General features: G+C 51.8%; 12 protein-coding genes and 1 pseudogene. 7 read left to right on the top strand and 6 right to left on the bottom strand.

The window, feature by feature from the left end; translation table 11 throughout:
- The first annotated feature begins 359 nt into the window (after positions 1-359).
- A complete protein-coding gene (locus tag JWJ90_RS17385; RefSeq protein WP_205228487.1) occupies positions 360-2,291 on the top strand; it encodes a hybrid sensor histidine kinase/response regulator in 1,932 nt (643 codons plus the stop codon).
- A gap of 281 nt (positions 2,292-2,572) precedes the next feature.
- On the top strand, positions 2,573-4,438 hold the full coding sequence (gene sppA, locus JWJ90_RS17380; protein WP_205228486.1) for a signal peptide peptidase SppA: 1,866 nt from the start codon (positions 2,573-2,575) through the stop codon (positions 4,436-4,438).
- A 47-nt stretch (positions 4,439-4,485) separates the two neighbouring features.
- Here sppA and JWJ90_RS17375 read toward each other — a convergent pair whose 3' ends face one another.
- Positions 4,486-5,640, bottom strand: a complete 1,155-nt coding sequence (locus JWJ90_RS17375) for an RtcB family protein (RefSeq protein WP_338032342.1) — start codon at positions 5,638-5,640, stop codon at positions 4,486-4,488.
- Between the two features lie 195 nt (positions 5,641-5,835).
- On the opposite strand from JWJ90_RS17375, the gene JWJ90_RS17370 reads away from it, so the two are divergent.
- On the top strand, positions 5,836-6,804 hold the full coding sequence (locus tag JWJ90_RS17370) for a hypothetical protein (RefSeq protein WP_205228484.1): 969 nt from the start codon (positions 5,836-5,838) through the stop codon (positions 6,802-6,804).
- A 121-nt stretch (positions 6,805-6,925) separates the two neighbouring features.
- Positions 6,926-7,849: a universal stress protein gene (locus JWJ90_RS17365; protein WP_205228483.1), complete on the top strand. Its 924-nt coding sequence runs from the start codon at positions 6,926-6,928 to the stop codon at positions 7,847-7,849.
- Positions 7,850-7,889: 40 nt separating this feature from the next.
- Here the strand turns inward: JWJ90_RS17365 and JWJ90_RS17360 are convergent, their stop codons facing one another.
- Positions 7,890-10,778, bottom strand: a complete 2,889-nt coding sequence (locus JWJ90_RS17360) for a M16 family metallopeptidase (RefSeq protein ID WP_205228482.1) — start codon at positions 10,776-10,778, stop codon at positions 7,890-7,892.
- Between the two features lie 92 nt (positions 10,779-10,870).
- On the opposite strand from JWJ90_RS17360, the gene JWJ90_RS17355 reads away from it, so the two are divergent.
- The gene (locus JWJ90_RS17355; RefSeq protein WP_205228481.1) at positions 10,871-11,698 is read left to right on the top strand and encodes an SDR family oxidoreductase; all 828 of its coding nucleotides are present in this window, start codon (positions 10,871-10,873) and stop codon (positions 11,696-11,698) included.
- A 23-nt stretch (positions 11,699-11,721) separates the two neighbouring features.
- Here the strand turns inward: JWJ90_RS17355 and JWJ90_RS17350 are convergent, their stop codons facing one another.
- The gene (locus JWJ90_RS17350) at positions 11,722-11,979 is read right to left on the bottom strand and encodes a hypothetical protein (RefSeq protein ID WP_205228480.1); all 258 of its coding nucleotides are present in this window, start codon (positions 11,977-11,979) and stop codon (positions 11,722-11,724) included.
- Positions 11,980-12,090: 111 nt separating this feature from the next.
- Entirely contained in the window at positions 12,091-12,285 is a 195-nt protein-coding gene (rpmB, locus tag JWJ90_RS17345) for a 50S ribosomal protein L28 (RefSeq protein ID WP_205228479.1), read from the bottom strand.
- A gap of 451 nt (positions 12,286-12,736) precedes the next feature.
- Here rpmB and JWJ90_RS17340 point away from each other — a divergent pair, with 451 nt between their 5' ends.
- Both JWJ90_RS17340 and JWJ90_RS17335 read left to right on the top strand, forming a co-directional pair.
- Complete coding sequence (locus JWJ90_RS17340) at positions 12,737-14,167, top strand: diadenylate cyclase (protein WP_205228478.1); 1,431 nt, start codon at positions 12,737-12,739, stop codon at positions 14,165-14,167.
- A gap of 408 nt (positions 14,168-14,575) precedes the next feature.
- A complete protein-coding gene (locus tag JWJ90_RS17335) occupies positions 14,576-15,322 on the top strand; it encodes a TorF family putative porin (RefSeq protein WP_205228477.1) in 747 nt (248 codons plus the stop codon).
- 215 nt (positions 15,323-15,537) lie between these two features.
- On the opposite strand, the gene JWJ90_RS17330 is transcribed toward JWJ90_RS17335, so the two are convergent.
- A complete protein-coding gene (locus JWJ90_RS17330; RefSeq protein WP_205228476.1) occupies positions 15,538-15,870 on the bottom strand; it encodes a hypothetical protein in 333 nt (110 codons plus the stop codon).
- A gap of 203 nt (positions 15,871-16,073) precedes the next feature.
- A pseudogene (locus JWJ90_RS17325) lies at positions 16,074-16,285 on the bottom strand (IS256 family transposase); the annotation flags it as partial.

The following is a 16,285-nucleotide window of genomic DNA, read 5'->3' as shown; positions in this document are numbered from 1 at the left end:
ACCATTCACTTCTTTATTTTTTTCATTGGACATTTCATGCCATACAGGCTTGAATAAATTTTGTGAGTCATTTACACGTAGAAGTAGTTTTTGACTGACACCTGAATCCGTGACGGCGTGTGATCGCTGAACAGTAGATCCACTGAAATAAACGAGGATTTATGTATAATCACATTCCCTATTCAGCTTCCCCCCTTGGGGCATCCAGGCACGCCACCTTCATTGCCCGTAACACGCCGATATAGTGCACTTTAATCGACATGTCACCAACAACGAAACTGACACACACCTGAATGCTCACGAATTCAGGTGACAATATGATTTTTCCTTAATAGCAGGGTTTCCTTTTACATTTCTTCATGCAAAATTTGCATTCAGTTCTCCTCGTTGACGATGAAGTCCGCTTCTGCAGCAGTCTTGAGTTCCTGCTGGAATCAGAAGGGTATCAAGTCGCTATAGCCAACACAGGTCAAGAGGCAGAAGTGCTACTCGAAGAGCAGAATTTCTCTGCGGCTCTTGTCGATATCAATCTTCCCGATATCAGTGGCAACCAGATAGCTGCCCATCTGGGGCAGCACCACCCGGATACCGCGATCATCATCATGACCGGGAATGCCACCGTCGACAATGCTGTCGAGTCGCTCAGGCAGGGCGTATACGATTACCTGCGTAAACCCTGCTCACCACAACGCCTGCTGCGAACTCTTGCTCAGGCCATTAGCCACAAACAGCTCTCACGGGATCTTCATAACAGTGAAAAACGGTTTCGCCAGTTGGCTCAGGCGACTTGGGAAGGAATTATCATCTATGAACGCGGGGAACTGCTGCAGACAAATACCCAACTCTGCACCATGTTTGGGTATCAGGCAGAGGAACTGCTTGGCCAGCAGATCTTTGACATCCTCCTGGATCGCTCATCCATTCGTGCCATGGAACACCATGCCGATCCTGAGACCATAGGGCCATTTGAAGCACGGGGCATCCGTAAAGACGGTTCCACATTCCCGGTGGAATTTAGGGTGAAGCACATCGACTTTCGAGGACGTCAGGTACAGGTTGCATCCATCCGCGATGTCACAGAAAATGAGCTTGCCTTGCAACAGAAGATGGCGCTGATGGAGAAACTTGCTGATGCCAAACGCATGGAATCACTAGGGCTCATGGCAAGCTCTGTGGCACATGACCTGAACAATATCATGGCAGGCATCGTCACCTACCCGGAATTACTCTTGATGGATCTCGGCCCTGATTTCAAACAACGGGAAGAACTGATGATGATCCGTGAGGCAGGCAAACGTGCTGCTGCCGTGGTCAACGACCTCCTCACCGTTGCCCGTGGCGCCACCTGTAAAAAAGAGCTGCAAAATGCCAACGCCCTGATCACCGAATATCTCAACTCTGTGGAATTTCGGGAGATGGGGCAACGCTATCCTGATGTCAAGGTCACGCCTTACCTTGAGGGAAAACTTAAACTGATTAATTGCTCCGCCATCCACCTCTCCAAATCCATCATGAATCTGGTCAACAATGCGGCTGAGGCTATCCAGAAGACCGGCCAAATTATCGTTGCCACTAAAAACATTCATCTGACCTCAGCACACCAGGGGTATGAAACCATTGAACCGGGCGACTATATCGTGATTTCGGTTGAAGATGATGGGCCCGGCATCTCACGTACCGATATCGAACAGATCTTCAGCCCCTTTTACAGCAAAAAAATGATGGGCCGTAGTGGCACAGGCCTTGGACTGGCCGTGGTCTGGAATACGGTCCATGACCACGGTGGTTACATCGATGTGGTCAGCTCCAGCAAAGGCTCAATGTTTGCGCTTTATTTTCCCGCTTCAAAATCCGGAAGCTACCTCCCAATCAAACAAAATCCTGCGACACAACACTTTCAGGGCAAAGGTGAATCCATCCTGGTGGTGGATGACCAAAAAAGCCAACGTGAGATCGCAAGCAGACTCCTGCGCCGCCTGGGGTACAACCCCATAACCGTTGCGTCCGGTGAAGAGGCGGTGGAGTTCACCAAAAGCACACCTGTGGATCTGGTGATTCTTGACATGCTCATGGATCCAGGCATGAACGGCTGCGAGACCTTTGAAAAAATTCTCCATCACCGACCGCAACAAAAGGCGGTTATCACCAGTGGCTATTCCAGTGCCCAAGACATACAACGGGCCATGGACCTGGGGATCAGTCAGTTTGTAAAAAAGCCCTATTCGCTCCACGAACTTGCCCAGGCCCTGAAAATGGAAATGCACCCCAATACCTTCTCTGAACCCACCTGACCCCGTCCTTTCCTCCCCTCAAGCGCCTTTCCCTTCAAGAGTTGCATCTGAACCTGTGACAGCAGGTGGTTTCTGAACAACGCATCTTGTTTGTTAATAGGGCAGAGATATTTAAACTACTTCACGTATTGTTCAGTTTCCCCCACCGTCACGGATACAAGGTTATACTCATGCTCCACTTAAAGAGTGGTCCCTGTTTCGATTGATTTCGGAACATGGTATGCTTGTACCATGCTTTTCTTTCAGATAGCCCTCTTTCTCCTTTTGACAAAGGTTGTTTCATGAAAAAAATAGTATGGTTTTGCACTCGTCCCTTTTACTGGTTCTGGAAAATTCTCAGTTCTGGTTTATCTCTGCTCACCAACCTTGTTTTTCTCCTGTGCATTGTTCTGGTCCTGGTCGCCTCTCTCTACGAACCGGAGGTCAAGATTCCTGATGGCTGTGCCCTGCTCATCACCCCGGAAGGGGATATTGTGGAGCAGCGATCTCCCATGGATCCGGCGACCCGAATGATCAACGAGCTGACCGGGACCCCTCTGCACGAAGAAACCTATCTTCAGGACATACTTGATACCATACAGGCCGCCGGTGAAGATTCACGTATCCATCTCCTGGTCCTGAACCTTAATCGTCTGGGAGCGGTTGATCTTAACCAAATTCAATCCATGGGCAAGGCGCTTGAGCGGTTCAAGCAGTCCGGTAAAGAAGTGATTGCCCTGGGCGATCGTTTTAACCAGGCCCAGTACTATCTGGCATCCTGGGCCGATAAGGTCTATCTCAATCCCATGGGATCCGTCAGTCTGCGTGGGTTTTCCGTGCACCGACTCTACTACAAAGAGCTCCTTGAGAAACTTGCCGTTGATATGCATGTGTTTCGAGTGGGGACTTTTAAGTCAGCCGTGGAACCTTTGCTGCGCAACAGCATGTCAGAAGAAGATCGATCTGCCAATATCCTCTGGCTCAATAAACTCTGGAGTATATATACAGATGACATCAGCAAACATCGAAATCTTGATCCCGAGGTCTTAACCGAAAATGTCAATCAGATGGTTGCCCAGCTCGCCAAAGTAGGTGGCAGTAGAGCAAAGCTGGCCTTGCACACCGGCCTGGTTGATGGGCTGAAAACACGCCAGGAGCTCGAAGCCATGCTCCTGGACCAGGTTGGCCCCTCAAAGGACGGGGAGAGTTTTAAGCATATTGAATTTCGCCGTTACCTGCGGACCCTCCCCCCCTCCTACTCCGCCCCCAGCCCGGGGGCAGATTTGATCGGCATCATTTCAGCAAGCGGAAATATACTGCCGGGAGAAGGCTCTGTCGGACAGATTGGCGCCGAGGACCTGATCAAAAAAATTCGCCGGGCTCGAAAAAATCCACGCATCAAGGCTCTTGTCCTGCGCATCAACACAGGTGGTGGCAGCGCCTTTGCCTCGGAGCAGATCCGTCAGGAACTGGTGCAAATCCAAAAAGAGGGCAAGGTGGTGGTGATCTCCATGGGCGCGATGACAGCCTCCGGCGGATACTGGCTGGCAGCCAATGCGGATAGCATTGTCGCCTCCCCCACCACACTTACCGGCTCCATAGGTATTTTTGGAGCGATCCCCACCGTGGAAAAAAGTTTAAAAAAGCTTGGCATCCATAGCGATGGCATCGGCACCACTGCGATCGCCCAATTCGGTAACCTCAGCACCAATATGAGTGCAGCGGAACAAACTGTTCTCCAGATAGGGGTCAACCAGGGCTATGAGCAATTTGTCCAGATTGTGGCCAACGGACGCAAGATGTCTCCGGAAAAGGTGGAAACACTGGCCCAAGGACGTGTTTGGGATGGTGCCACAGCAAAGCAGCTGGGCCTTGTCGATACCCTGGGTGATCTTGAGACCGCCGTCGCCGAAGCGGCAAGGCTGGCCAAGGTTGATCCGGAAAACGGGTATATGATAGAAGATAAGGCGGGTTCGTTTTTAGAGCGGTTCAAACAGACCAAACAACCGGTAGAGGCTTTGCTGCAACAATTTGCCCCCTCTGCGTCCTGGTCCACCGGACTGGACCAGGTTATCCATGGCCCTCTGGAATTTTGCCTGCGCAGGCAGGATCCTAACGGCATCTATGCCCACAGCCTGCTGCACTCTTCCGGAATCAATCTTCAGTAATCCCCAGGTCCATGAATCCGGGTCATGCCTCAAGGCCCGGATTCAGGTTATCCTTTCACCACAGCCAATGGCTCCAGCCGAGTAACCACCGTGATCAAATCGCGCTGGTTATCAATGACCTGGCCAATATCCTTGTAGGCCCCCGGTGCCTCATCCAGGTCACTTTGCCGGCGCAGGCTATGAAGTATCTTGCGGCTATTGAGCCTGGCTACCTCGGTCTTGAAATCCAGTTTTCGCCTGGCCTCTTTCCTCCCCAGCACCCGCCCCGCTCCGTGGGAACAGGAACAAAACGACTGGGGATTGCCGAGCCCCCGAACAATAAAACTGCTGCTGCCCTGGGAGCCGGGAATGATACCGAGTTCATCTGCGCCTGCTCGGGTGGCCCCTTTTCGGTGCACCCAGACGTGGGAGCCAAAGTGCTTTTCAAGAGCTGCGTAGTTATGGGCCACATCAAGCGGTGCATGAAATTGATCACAACCGGTGACATCGGTCACGATCTCCTGGAATATCTGCATCATCATCCTGCGGTTGGCCCAGGCAAAGGCAACACAGTATTCCATTTCGGCCAGATAGTGTTGCCCCAAATCTGAGCAAAGGGGCAGCAGGGCCAGTTGCCAGCTCTTGGGGATCATCTCCTGTTGTTCTCCTGCCAACCGGCTGGCGGCCTTGTTGTAATAGGTCGCGACCTGATAGCCAAGATTGCGGCTGCCGGAGTGGACCATAAGGTATACATGGTTATCACTGCCTTGCTGCAGCTCAAGAAAATGATTGCCTCCCCCCAGTGTCCCCAGCTGATACCGGGCCCGCTCAAACTCAGATACGAGCACCGGGAGATCCGGCCCTGCAGGAATACGAGGCATGGACGCCTGCTGTTGCGGTATTTTGTGGTGCTGGAACCCAAGAGGGATGCTCTTGCGAAGCTGGGTAACGATCTTTTTGCAGGCAGCGGGCGCCACCCTGGCAAGACCGGTTTGGACCGCCTGCATACCACAGCCGATATCTACCCCAACAGCATTGGGGATGACGGCATCAACGGTGGCGAAAACGCCACCAATGGGCATGCCATAGCCCACATGGGCATCGGCCATGAGCGCCACATGATGAAAGGCGCAGGGAAGATTCGCCAGGTTCCGAGCCTGGGCCAGGGCCTCGGGGTCGAGATCATCTGACCAGAGACACAGGGGGATTTTTTCGGTTGTCACACATTGTTGCACAGCACACTCTTGCTCTCTGCGTTTCCTGGTATATAGTGCCGCCTTGAAACCACTCCCTGAATCCGTGACAAAGGGTGGTTTAAGCAACGTAGAATGCTCACGGATTCAACCACAACATAAACTCGCCTCCTCTCTGCACGAAGGCAGGCGCATTGATTTTTCACCTAATTCTCCGAGGACGGTATGATCACTCAGGATGCTCTTGTGGACCTCTGGCTACACCTTGGCTGGCCGCTGACGCGACTTCTTCTTTACCTTGCCATAGGTCTTTTAGTCGCCCTGTTTATAGAATCCCTTAACTACACCCGAAAGCTGGCCGTGGTGGCTCGCCCACTCACCCGCTTTGGCCACCTCGCCCCAATCACCGGGGCCTCGTTCTCCCTCTGTTTTTTCTCTGGCATGGCGGCCAACACGCTTCTGGCCGAGGGCTACGAGCAACAGAAGATCAGCCGCAAGGAGCTGATCCTGGCCAACCTCTTTAACAGCCTGCCAGCCAATTTCCTGCACCTGCCAACGACCTTTTTCATAGCCGCGCCTATAATCAAAGGGGCAGCCGTGGTCTATATTGGTCTCACCATATCAGCAGCCCTGTTTCGCACCCTCTGCATTGCCGTAATCGGCCGAATCCTTCTGCCTCGCCAAAATGGGGAGCCCCAGGCCGGTGAGCTTCCCCCTGATCCTGCAAACCCATTTCGCACGGCTTTAAAAAATACCTTGAAACGATTTAAACGCCGCATCCGTAAGATCGTCACCTACACGGTGCCCATTTACATCCTCTTCTACTTTCTCAATGAGGCAGGTTTTTTTCAGGTGGCAGAACAGTTTATAGGAGCGCACCTCTCCTGGATGAGCTGGCTTACGCCGCAGGCTCTCTCCATTCTCACCTTTCAGATGGCAGCAGAATTTACAGCCGGACTGGCCGCGGCAGGATCCCTTTTGGCCAGTGGCGCCATGGAAGCCAAGGAGATTGTGCTTGTGCTTTTAATCGGCAATGTGCTCTCTTCCCCCATTCGGGCCATCCGCCACCAGTACCCCTACTATGCCGGTATTTTCAAACCTGGTCTAGCGGCCCAGCTCATTTTTTTCAGCCAAAGTTTTCGAGCCCTGAGCATAGCCTTGATCGCCTTTTTATACTATACTCTTTGTATGTAAAATCGAACTGATACATACAATAACATCTGAATCATTGATGGGATACGTTGTTCAGTGCCCACCCAACGGATTCAGGTAACAATCAGAGCCACGAATTCTGGATACTCCCAGGAGGCCCCGAATGAACAAAACCATACTCGTTGCCATTGATGGTTCGGTCTACAGCTCCAACAGCCTTGATTACCTGGCTAAAATATTTGCCCATGATCGCAGTCTAAACATCCACCTGCTGCACGTGGTCTCTTCAGGCAGCTCCGAAAAAGACTGGATGTACGATGTCGATCCGCTCCGAGCCCAGGGAGAAGCCAGCGATTCGCGCACCCTGATTGCAAAAAAACGGTTGAAAGACGCAACTGATCGGCTCGTGCGCCACGGCTTCACCCAAGAGCAGATTCAATCACGCACCAAACAAAGCTCCGGGATTTGCAATGCCATTCGAGAGGATGCCGAGCGGGGCAACTATGATGCGGTTTTGATTGGTCGCAGAGGCCTGGGCTCGGTGGGCAACGTCTTTTTTGGCAGCACCTCAACCGACCTGATAGCAAAATGCCACCGCTCACCGCTCTGGATAGTGGATGGGACGATCCGGGCCAACCGCTTTCTCCTGGCCGTGCAAAGCCATCCCGCCTCCCTCATGGCGGCAGATCACCTTGCCTTTATTCTGAAAGATCACCCCAGCGCGGAGATCTGCCTCTACCACTCCAGTTCGGTATTCGGCAAGCAGGCCCCGGCCAAGGCCGAAGATTTTCATGCCCAATGGGGAAAATCCTGGTGCGAGCGCTATCTGGACCTGGACAACTTCCTCTTCTATGCCCACGCGCAACTGCTGACAGAAAACGGTTTCTCCCGTCATCGCATCAAACAGCTTCCTGCTCAGATGCACTTGGATGTCAGCAGCGATCTACTTAAACAGGCCAAGCAGAACAACTGCGGCACCATTGTCATTGGTCGCAGACGCCGTGACCTCTCCCGAGGCCAGCTCAAAGGCGTCTCCGACAAGACGATCAAACAGGCGCAGGATGTGGCTGTCTGGCTCGCTGGCTAATTTTTTCACAACCTGAATCCGGGACGACGACTTCGTTACCTCAAGGATTCAGGTTGTCCGTTTTCCCAGCTGCCACAGGGCTGATAATAACCGTAGCGGCTAACTCTGGTCGCAGGTACTGACGAGCGAGCGCCGTTACATCATCAGCCTGTATAGCGGCATACTCCTCTAAAATTGACTCGGGCCAAACCAATTGCTGAGGATGGCGGCTTGAAAGCTTCAACACAGACTCCATCCAGTAGCGGTTATCCTCCTTGATATCCTTGATCGAGGTCAAAATCGGCTTCAGCGCCCGCTGCAGTTCCTCCTCTCCCACCCCCTGTTGTACCAGACTGTCTGCGACCTCCTTAATAGTCTGGGCAAGCGTTTCTGCCTGCTCTGGAGCAACAATCAGGCTACTGCGTAACAGACCAAAACCGTCATGTGCCCGACTGGGTGCACTATTCACCTGCGGGGAATAGGTCGCCCCCAGTTCTTCACGGATTTTGACCCGCAGACGATCATCAAGAATGGCAGCCAGCAGGCTGAGACGACGGGTACGGCTGATATCCCAAAAATCATTGGTTTTCCAGGCCACGGTGATCAGAGCTTTGTCTATGGAGCTGACAACCTGGATATGTTTTGTCGCTCCAAAGGGAAAATCGGCTTTCGGCGTACGTGTTATGGGGGGGGACATACGCTTTTCATTGCCAAAATATCGGTTGATCAGTTCCAAGGCCTGCTGGGGGGTAATATCACCGACCACATTGATTTCCAAAGGAGCATCAAACAAGGCAGGTTGAAGCCATGACTGAATCTGATTTAAGTCAATAGCTGCAACCTCATCCCAGGTGGCCAGGGTATACTCGGCCCGGGAACCGGAAAGATAGCGCTCACCCAAAGTCTGTTGCGTACCAACAACCGTTGTCTCCATCTGGCGGTACATCTGTTCCAGTTTTTCTCGACTTCGCAGGTAGGCATCCTCGCGAAAAGCCGGATCTTTAAGGTAATGGTAAACAAGCTGCAGCAGGCGCTCGAACTCACCGGTCAAGGCAGTTCCCTCAAAGGCGAAACTCTCCGCCCCGATCCTGAAATCAAGCTGCAGGTTGCTGCCTGCCAGTTGACTCTGCAGCTGCGCCTTGGTGAGTTGCCCCAAGCCACTTCCGTTGACAACATCTTGGGCAAGCAGCACCATACCTTTGTGCGGTGCGGCGAGCTTTCCCTGACCAAAAAGAACAGAGAGCGCCACCTGATTGGCCTGATATTCTGTGGGCTTGATATGCAGGGTCACCCCCTGACCTAAACGGTAACTCTGCACACCGATAGCAGGATTACCCTGCTCTTTTTTCCAGCTCCCAGGTAACTCCGCCGGAGGTGTCAGATAGGGAAATTGACCACTTTTTTCACGTACCCAGGGGGCAGGCGCCACCTGAATCGCAGTCTTGTAGGCATCCCGAACCAAATCATCTGCTCCCCCCCCTTGCAGTTCGGGCGGCATGATGCCAACCACCTCGATCAGACGACGAGGATGCTTCCAGAGAGCCTGCATGACCTCATTGACATCATCAAGGGTGGTCTGTTTCAGGGTGTCCCCATAAAGCTGCATTTCCTGCTCTGGAGAAAGGACTACTTCCTGACTGTTGAGCTTTTGAATGATCTCTCCAGCCAACGCACGACTATCTCGGGTAGAACTGGTCTGCACCGCTTTTCTGAGCATAGCCATGATCTCACGCTTGCCTCGCTCAAGTTCTTTCTGGTCAAACCCATCCCTCTGGATCTGGGCAAGTGCGGTATGCAGCTGTTGCAGCCCTTCCCGCCAGCGCCCGTTATTGACCCGGCCCGAAAGCGAGGCAACCCCGTAATGATTGAGAAAGTTACCTCCATGGATGGAGAGTTGCGCCAGAGGGCTCTTTGGATCTTCTCCCATCTTTTTGAGGCGATTGGCAAAGAGGTGTACCCCGAGATAACGCTTGAGCTGCTTTTCTTCCCACCCCTTGGTCTCAGCCTGCGGCTGCTCGTTAAAGACTGTTCCCAGGCTAAGCTCTGTATAGCCAAGCTCTTGTTCCGGAAGAACCAACACATCGGTCCCTTTCTCAGCCACCTGTCCATAATCGGGGCACTCCCCGACCTCTCCCACTCCGCGCAGGGGGGAAAATGCTTTGGCTAAGAGAGGCTCTACCATGGAGGGATCCATATCGCCCACCACAACAACAATGATATTCTCCGGTCGGTACCAGCGGTCGTAATAACTTCTGAGGAGCTTTGCGTCAGCCTGTTTAATCACCGATTCAAGCCCTATGGGAAACCGCTTTGCGACCAGAGAACCTTTAAAATCAAACTGCATCTGTTTTTTGGAGACACGGCTCGCTGCTGAATCCCTGCTTCGCTTTTCCGAGAGAATCACACCGCGCTCTTTATCGACTTCCCCCTCCAGCAGAAGAGCACCACGGGCGTAATCCGCAAGCACCTGAAATCCTTCCGCTATGACATCCTTACCATTGGTGGGTAGCAGGAGGTTGTAAACGGTTTCATCAAAACCTGTATGGGCGTTGGTGTCCCCACCAAAGCCCATGCCCAAAGATTGAAAATATTCAACCAGGGTACCAGGAGGATAATGGGTGGTACCATTGAAGAGCATATGCTCAAGAAAATGCGCCAGGCCACGCTGCGCCTCGGTTTCACGGAGAGAACCCGACTGCACGTTTAAGTACATGGCCACCCGATTTTTGGGGGTATGGTTGGTCTTCAAAACATAACGCAAACCATTGTCCAGCTGTCCAAAAACAAGGCTGGGGTCGGGCTGTAGCTCACTTGATTCATGGGGCCAGCCGCTGGTGAGACAGGGGGCTTGGTTTGCGGCCTGCAGTCGGGGAGAGAGCAGAAGCAAGCCTGAGAGCATCCCCAAAAGGACAAGAAGAAAAAACGCAGTTTGTTGCCGTGGATACCGCATTGTCGAACCTGTTTGCTTGGTGTAAGAGTAAGATTCTCAAGGAATCATGAAAAAATTAACTCAACTATAGTGAGTACGAGGAGGAAAACAAGGTGCAAGTGAAAGGGAAAAAGGCGCTTGTTTTAGGTCCCACCCGCGGAGTAGGTCTGGCCATCGCCAGAGCACTTGCAGACGAAGGAGCCCACCTGGCTTTGCCCTGGTTTGACTGGCCCGAGTCTGTAGAAGCCATGGAGCATGAGTTTACCTCGCAGGCAGGCAAGCACTTCACCCTGAAAACCGACTTACGCAACCCAGACGATGTCGCCACCTTGATGGCCGCCATCCGGGAAAAATTCGGCGGCCTCGATATCCTTATCAACAATATTGAGCGGGGCGGCATGCCTATTTTACACGGAGGCTACCACCGGGAGATTAATCGGGAGCAATGGCAACTGGAAATGGACACCACCCTGCGGGCCAAGTGGCTCGTTTTTGACCATGCCCTGCCCTTGCTCAAGCAGAGCAGGCAATCGGCCGTGGTGAACATCTCTTCCATTGCCGCATTGACCGGACGCAGTGGACCTGCGGGATTGCTTTTCAACGATGGCTACAGCGCTGCGAACCGTGGGATTGCCGCACTGACGGAGACCTGGGCACGCATGGGTGCGCCTATGGTACGAGTGAATGAGTTGATGCTCGGACTCATCGATCAACGGCACGGACCGGGAACTCGAGGCTGGGGCCTTCTCAATCAAGAACAGCAACAAGCACTGCTTACGCATACCCCTCTTAGCCGGACCGGGACGCCGGAGGAGGTAGCCCAAGCGGTGCTTTTTCTGGTACGGGATGCAGATTTTATGACCGGAGCGGTCCTGCGGTTGGACGGAGGATTCGTCCTGGGAGGTGATCAGCCCTCAACCTTGCCAGCAGGCAGTTTATGAGGGCTGTGCTTTCGTGGGCTCAATCAGATATCAAGAACCCAGTCGGGTAAATGGTGCAAAATATACTCGCTGACCTTTTCTTTGGATTCGGGGTCCCCCTCGTCCACTCCGGCATCACGCATCACCTCTTCAAAGTCATACCAACACAGTTCTTTGTCTGTGTTACTGTAGACGGTGAGGATGCGGTGGTTCGCCCTATCGATATCTTCTTCTTCCTGGATGGCTCCGACAAGGCGTGAGGCATCTTCGTAGGATAAAAATCGAATTTTTTCTTCGCTCATAGTCTTCTCGGTTTTTTTAAAGAGTTACTGAAAGCCTACGTATCACAAGCACAATAAAAAAAGGGCGAGATGAACAGATCAACTCGCCCTCCAATACAGCAACCGGGAAAATCAGGCAGGCTTAACAACAGCACCGGAGCGGATGCAGCGGGTGCAGGCACGGACATGAACGGTACCACCATTCTCAGTTACCATCCGAACTCTCTGCAGGTTTGGCAACCACCGACGACGGGTCTTGTTATGAGCGTGGCTGACGTTATTGCCGGTAGCGGGACCTTTGCCACAAATTTCACAATTACGGGCCATGTTTCTCTCTCCTCAATAAATTATCGTTCTCGCAAAAAGCGTCGAGAACGTTCGTCCCCTGCTCTTCAACCCCTTGGATTCACTCCAAGATGGCCTGTTGCGTAAAATTATTTTGCGAGTTTACCAAATAAGTTTTTTTCCACAACAGGTTATATTACCCGTGTGCCATGAAAAATCAAGCCTTTTTCAAGGGGCAACACGCCAATGCACAGAAGTTTTTCCGTAAGCATGCAACCTCTCGACCTTCTCTTGCCTGCTCTGGTTCTGCTTCCCCTGTGTAGCCTCGTGTTCATCATTTGACGCAAACACTCAGTCTGCCCGAGAAATATTCTTCTTCAGAGCACTGGTTTTTGGTATAATCATTATTAATTTAGTCACGTTGCATACATTGACCCCAATGCATCTGTGAATCTCACGGATTCAGGACCCTGTTAACCATGAAGGAATAATCATGGGGCTTACCCTTGCTCTTATCCAAGAATATATTAGCTGGAGAGCTGTTCTTGATATTCTCCTGATCAGCGCCGGCCTCTTTTTCCTCTATCGAACCCTGCTTCGCCTCGGTACCTGGAAAATCATGGCAGGCATTCTTCTGGCGCTGCTGGTGTTCATTCTGGCCAACGCACTGAACCTCACAGGCATTGAATGGATCTATCAAAACGTGAGTCATGTGGCCGTACTCGGCCTGATTGTCATTTTTCAACCGGAACTACGTAAAGTACTGGAAAAGGCAGTCTCAGCCCCCCCCCATAGACTAAAAGATATGGAGACAGGTCTCCAGACGCTCATTGCAGAGAGCCTGGTAAAACTCGCCAAAGAACGCTCAGGCGCCATTCTTGTGTTCCCAGGAAAGGAGCCCATTAAAGATAAGATCTCCGGCGGCTATCAACTCAACGCCGTTCCTTCTCTGCCCCTGATCTGCTCTATATTTGACCACAACTCACCGGGGCATGACGGAGCTGTCATCATTGAGGGGAATCGGCTCACTCAGTTCGGGGTCCGTCTGCCCATGTCGCTTTCCACCAGGATCTCAGAGGAGTACGGCACCCGCCACCATGCTGCCATGGGCCTTGCAGAGCAAACAGATGCCCTTGTCCTGGTTGTTTCCGAGGAACGAGGACAGGTTTCCATCTTTACCAACGGCAGCATGCAACCGGCACAGGGGCTCGAAGAAATTGCCCAGGCTATCATCAACCACCAGATGCAGCTGGGCATTTTTCGTCGCGACAGCTCCTTTAAAATTCGCAAGCGCACCTTGCTCCAGGCTGGAGCAAGCCTGGTCATCTCGATTGCCTTCTGGTCGGCCCTGATGCTTTCCCAGCGGGAAGTCGTTGAACGGGTCCTGCCGGTCAGTATTGACTACACATCACCTGCCAATGAACTTGTCTTGGTGGGAGACAAAGCAAACGAGGTAAAACTGCATATCACAGGGCCTAAAACCGATATCGACAATCTGGCCATGAATCCGCCCAGCGTGAAGATCGATCTCTCCAAAATGGCCAAGGGAACCCAGACAATCATCATTACCAGTGAAAACATTCGTCTGCCCAAAAGCGTCTCGCTGCTTGACACCTCCCCGCAGCAACTTAAGGTCACACTGGCAGCGGTCATGGAAAAACGTGTTGCCATCAGCCCCCAGATTATCGGAAAATTGCCGGGAAGTTTGAAAATAAAAAAGATCACCGTCAGCCCCGAATCGGTCTTGGTGACAGTCCCCGTGACCAGAGAAAGCAAAAAAATCGACGAGGTTCTCACCACCCCAATCTATCTCGAGTCCATCTCCGCGGACAGCAAAATTTTCTGTAAAATAATTGCACGCCCCACCATTCAACCGGCAGCTAAACGCTGGCCCGACGTCGAAGTATTCCTCGAAGTGCAGTAAAAGAAGCAGGCCCTTGTGGCTGTGCCGACCGCCAAAAAACAACCTGAATCCGTGACATCGGGTGTTTGCCCACGGGTTCAGGTATCATTTTGCAAGCCCCTCGCTCGCTCTAAACACATTTATGTAATAATATTCAAAGAAAACTAATAAAATTGTAACGAAAAAATAACAGCTCTCTCCCTTCCCTCTCTCATTCCCGCATTAACCCTATTAAATCACAGGTATTTTCAGGCAACATCCAGCTAAACTTTTCTGGCATCATAAATGCTAATCTTTGCAAAGGATGAAGATTGAACTCTGCCCAAGATCACGCAACAGGGCCGTACACAGCCTGGAGAGCGTGCCATGGGCCACATAGTCGTTTTGCACAAGCAAGATTTCTCACAGACACAGAAAAAGGAGAGTACCATGAAACGTTTATTTTCCATGGCCGCCTTGGCCGCACTCACCCTGACCGGAGCAGCATCACAGGCAGAAGCAGCAACGGCGACCGCTGCCGTAGACATTAATAGCGCCTATGTATGGCGCGGCATGACCTTTAATGATGGCATGGTTATCCAGCCCTCCATCGATGTTGCCGCAGAAAATGGTTTTTCCATTAATGTCTGGGGCAATTTTGATGTCGATGATTACGATGGCGCTGTTGATGACGGTGAATTCTCTGAGATTGACCTGACCGCCAATTACGCCTTCACCTTAAGCGCCGTTGACATGAATGTTGGTGTGATTCACTATACCTTCCCTGGTGTGGATGCCGACAGCACCACCGAGATTTACGCTGGAGCCAGTTATGGCCTGGGATATGGCTTTACCATCGGCGGCACCGTCTACTTTGACGTTGACGAAGCCAACGGCGTCTATGCCACCCTTGACTTGGGTTACTCCTATGACATCAATGACAAAACCAATCTGAGCCTGGGCGGTACCATCAGCTATGCAAGCGAAGACGATGCTGAATTCTTCACAGGTGATGAGGACGCTGACGGAGGCTTTTTCAACTATATTTTAAGCGCTTCTTTAAGCTATCAGGTTACAGATGCCGTTGGTATCGGTGCCAACATTGCCTTTACCGAGTCCATGGACGACGACGTTTTGGTTGAAGACGCCGTGGACACCACCTTCTACGGTGGCGTCAGTCTGTCATACACTTTCTAAGCTTTTGGGAGTCTAGAATAATAATCTAATGGGTGTCTTGAATAATTAGATTTTTCAATCAAGGCCAAGGATTGCGCAAAATTTTACCGCAGGCATATAGATGATATTCCGAGGATAAAATTTTAAGCATGACGCCGGGATTGGCAGAAAAAGCAATTATTCAAGATTCCCTAATTACTCAGAACTCCCTCTAGATCTTCCCCCCCTCTTCCCGGTCAGCCCCCCATCATACCGGGGAGGGGGGTATTCTTGCCCCGCCTTATCTTTTCACAAGCCTCCCCCAAGAGATCTTCCCTTCCTCCAGAGCCTCGCTCCTGGGCAGCAAGCCTCATATCAAAGTCTGCCATCAACCTCAGCAACCACCCTAACTTGGAAATTTTGAGCCAAAACCCGATTAGGCTGAAGATGTCAAACACCGTGTCGACTGGTACCACAGTATTTAATTTTCCATCTATTTTTTCATAAGGTTCCTCTTGTTGTTCTCTGAGCACTGTGCTAAAATTTTTTGACTTATCATAGTCAATACCTTGAGTTAGCCCAAACGACATTGGGTGACCGCCTTTGCCACTATCGACACTACCATCTGGACCTTCCGCAACCTTTGCCCCCCAGCAGGAGGAAAAGGCCCATGAACGATTCGGCACCAGGAACCACGACACAGCTTCAAAATCAAGTTGCGCAACTGAAGACTGAACTGCAGGCAGAACGCCTCCGGCGAGTTATGGTCAAGTCTGGTGTTTAAGAATAGCTCTCAAATGACGGCCCTGTTCAGTTCGTCCTCTGTTAAAGGGGTGACAGGCTCCCCATCCTTGAACTTGACGCCCCGGATAATCTCTGCAAGGAGCTTGAATCCTCGTAGCCTTTGCCACTTTTTTTCTGCACTCATTCCCAGTTTATAGACCATGGCCAAGATTGTTCGGCGGGCAACACAGCCCCGGGTCTTATCTGTTCTTAGCCGTACTG

The sequence above is a fragment of the Desulfobulbus rhabdoformis genome, assembly GCF_016919065.1.
Classification (GTDB): Bacteria; Desulfobacterota; Desulfobulbia; order Desulfobulbales; family Desulfobulbaceae; genus Desulfobulbus; species Desulfobulbus rhabdoformis.
The sequence above is the reverse complement of the archived record's forward strand: the minus strand, read 5'-3'. Positions and strand labels throughout refer to the sequence as shown.

Excerpts from the sequence above, each read along its gene's own strand:
- JWJ90_RS17335 (WP_205228477.1), top strand. The coding sequence starts at position 14,576 with ATGAAACGTTTATTTTCCATGGCCGCCTTGGCCGCACTCACCCTGACC.
- JWJ90_RS17350 (WP_205228480.1), bottom strand. The coding sequence starts at position 11,979 with ATGAGCGAAGAAAAAATTCGATTTTTATCCTACGAAGATGCCTCACGC.
- JWJ90_RS17360 (WP_205228482.1), bottom strand. The coding sequence starts at position 10,778 with ATGCGGTATCCACGGCAACAAACTGCGTTTTTTCTTCTTGTCCTTTTG.
- JWJ90_RS17370 (WP_205228484.1), top strand. The coding sequence starts at position 5,836 with ATGATCACTCAGGATGCTCTTGTGGACCTCTGGCTACACCTTGGCTGG.
- JWJ90_RS17330 (WP_205228476.1), bottom strand. The coding sequence starts at position 15,870 with ATGTCGTTTGGGCTAACTCAAGGTATTGACTATGATAAGTCAAAAAAT.
- JWJ90_RS17365 (WP_205228483.1), top strand. The coding sequence starts at position 6,926 with ATGAACAAAACCATACTCGTTGCCATTGATGGTTCGGTCTACAGCTCC.
- JWJ90_RS17340 (WP_205228478.1), top strand. The coding sequence starts at position 12,737 with ATGGGGCTTACCCTTGCTCTTATCCAAGAATATATTAGCTGGAGAGCT.
- rpmB (WP_205228479.1), bottom strand. The coding sequence starts at position 12,285 with ATGGCCCGTAATTGTGAAATTTGTGGCAAAGGTCCCGCTACCGGCAAT.
- JWJ90_RS17385 (WP_205228487.1), top strand. The coding sequence starts at position 360 with ATGCAAAATTTGCATTCAGTTCTCCTCGTTGACGATGAAGTCCGCTTC.
- sppA (WP_205228486.1), top strand. The coding sequence starts at position 2,573 with ATGAAAAAAATAGTATGGTTTTGCACTCGTCCCTTTTACTGGTTCTGG.